The 1,637-nt window shown below is 52.7% G+C and carries 3 protein-coding genes; 1 reads left to right on the forward strand and 2 read right to left on the reverse strand.

Going from position 1 to position 1,637, the window contains the following annotated elements:
* Nucleotides 1–195 precede the first annotated feature (195 nt).
* Nucleotides 196–498, forward strand: coding sequence for a helix-turn-helix domain-containing protein (locus ACKTSJ_RS11075; protein WP_407900218.1), 303 nt, complete (start codon nucleotides 196–198; stop codon nucleotides 496–498).
* Nucleotides 499–580: 82 nt separating this feature from the next.
* On the opposite strand, the gene ACKTSJ_RS11080 is transcribed toward ACKTSJ_RS11075, so the two are convergent.
* Together ACKTSJ_RS11080 and ACKTSJ_RS11085 are read right to left on the reverse strand one after the other, a co-directional pair.
* Nucleotides 581–1,315, reverse strand: coding sequence for a transposase (locus tag ACKTSJ_RS11080; protein WP_407900220.1), 735 nt, complete (start codon nucleotides 1,313–1,315; stop codon nucleotides 581–583).
* A gap of 24 nt (nucleotides 1,316–1,339) precedes the next feature.
* A partial coding sequence (locus tag ACKTSJ_RS11085) for a transposase (RefSeq protein ID WP_407900222.1) occupies nucleotides 1,340–1,637 on the reverse strand: 298 nt, incomplete at its 5' end.

Here is a 1,637-nt window from a genome sequence, read left to right on the forward strand (position 1 = left end):
CCATATCCCGCCCGCAGAAGCTGAGGCACAATACTACCGGCAGTTAGCCAACAAGGATGCTGCCAACGTTACTTAAACCAAACAGCCTCCACGAAACTCGGGGCGATTCAATTTGCATCGCCCGTAACGGACGCACTGGGCGATTCGGACTTCTTTGGCGAAATCAATCCACATTCAGCTATCCAAACGCATAGTGTGTACTTTATCAAACTATGCTCACAAATCAAACTCAAAGTGTGTGGATTAGGGCGCGGCTGTCATCAAGACTCCGCTACTCAAAAGTTTGCTGCGCAGCTGCTGTTTGCCCGCAATATGAAGCGGATACGTCTGGAGAAGAAACTGACTCATGAGAATGTGGCTGAAGGCGCAGGCCTGCACCCCAACTACATCTCCTCGGTTGAACGGGGGGAGCGGAATCTGTCCATCGCTAACATCGAGCGTATTGCCTGCGCATTGGGTGTTTCCATGCCCGAACTGTTGTCGCCAACGCTAATTTGACCCATGTACCGACAATATGTTGACCCAGATAAAAAGTCCGCAAACTAAGATGCCGCAACAGTTCCTGATGTGCGGTGCTGGGTCAGTGGAATCCCGGCAGGTGGGTCAAATTAGTGTCGGCGACAACATAGGGACGCCACATATCCATTGCAACATGGGTGATCTTCTCTTTGTCTGACAGGGATTGCAGGAATTTGACGATGGAGGCGCTGTAGCGGTCGGGCAGCATATCGACCAGTGCACGCCCGTGGATATTGGTGAATACAGCCCTGAATCGTCCCAACTTGATTTCGTCGATCCCTAGCCAAGGCGGTGTTTCTCGCTTGAATTGCTTTTCCAGTCCTGTCACGTATTCGTCAAATATATTCCGGACGGTTTTTTCATCGACGTTGGCCTGCTTGGCGATCTCGGCATAGGTGTATTCGAGAGACTGTCGCCCGATCCAGTGAGCCAGTCGCTCAGTCATCTGCCGAGCTATATCAACTTCAGGAACAGCGGCGGTGAAGGTCTTGTTGCACAGCTTGCAAAGCAGACGAGGCGCATCCAGATGAATGACCACGCTCTTGCCATGCGAAGGCAGGTCCCTCACGAAGAGCGTCTTCTGAGCATGCTTGATGGTGTCGTGATATCTACCGCAGTGTGGGCACAGTCTGGATATTGCGGCAGGCTCTGCCCTGATGTGGTACTCGGCGTCCGTCTCCTTAAAGTCCAGTACGTTTAGTCCGGGCAGATTCAGGATGTTGACTGGCATCGAGATGATTTCAGAAAGTGAAAAACCCCGGCGATAGTGCAACACCTTTTCTGTAAAAGTTCTCACGAGCAAAATTCTTGAGGTCGTGCATCAGGTGTTCATGTTCAAATAGATTTTCCCGCTCATCCACTCATCGTCGCATTCCGCCAGCAAGGCGGACACGAGGCGCAGACAGGCATCAGGGTTCGGGAAGATCGAAGCCACGCGCGTTCTGCGCTTGAGTTCGCGGTTGATGCGTTCCAGTCCGTTGGTCGTACGCAGCCGCACCCGGTGCGATGCGGGATAATCAAACACGGCAAATCCCATGGGCAGGTTTTCTTCCGCCCACGTCGCCAGTTTGGGCATTTCTTTGCGCCAAGCCTCAATGGCCTGATTCAGCAACCGTTGT

Source organism: Ferrigenium sp. UT5 (genome assembly GCF_045866295.1).
Lineage (GTDB): Bacteria > Pseudomonadota > Gammaproteobacteria > Burkholderiales > Gallionellaceae > Sideroxyarcus.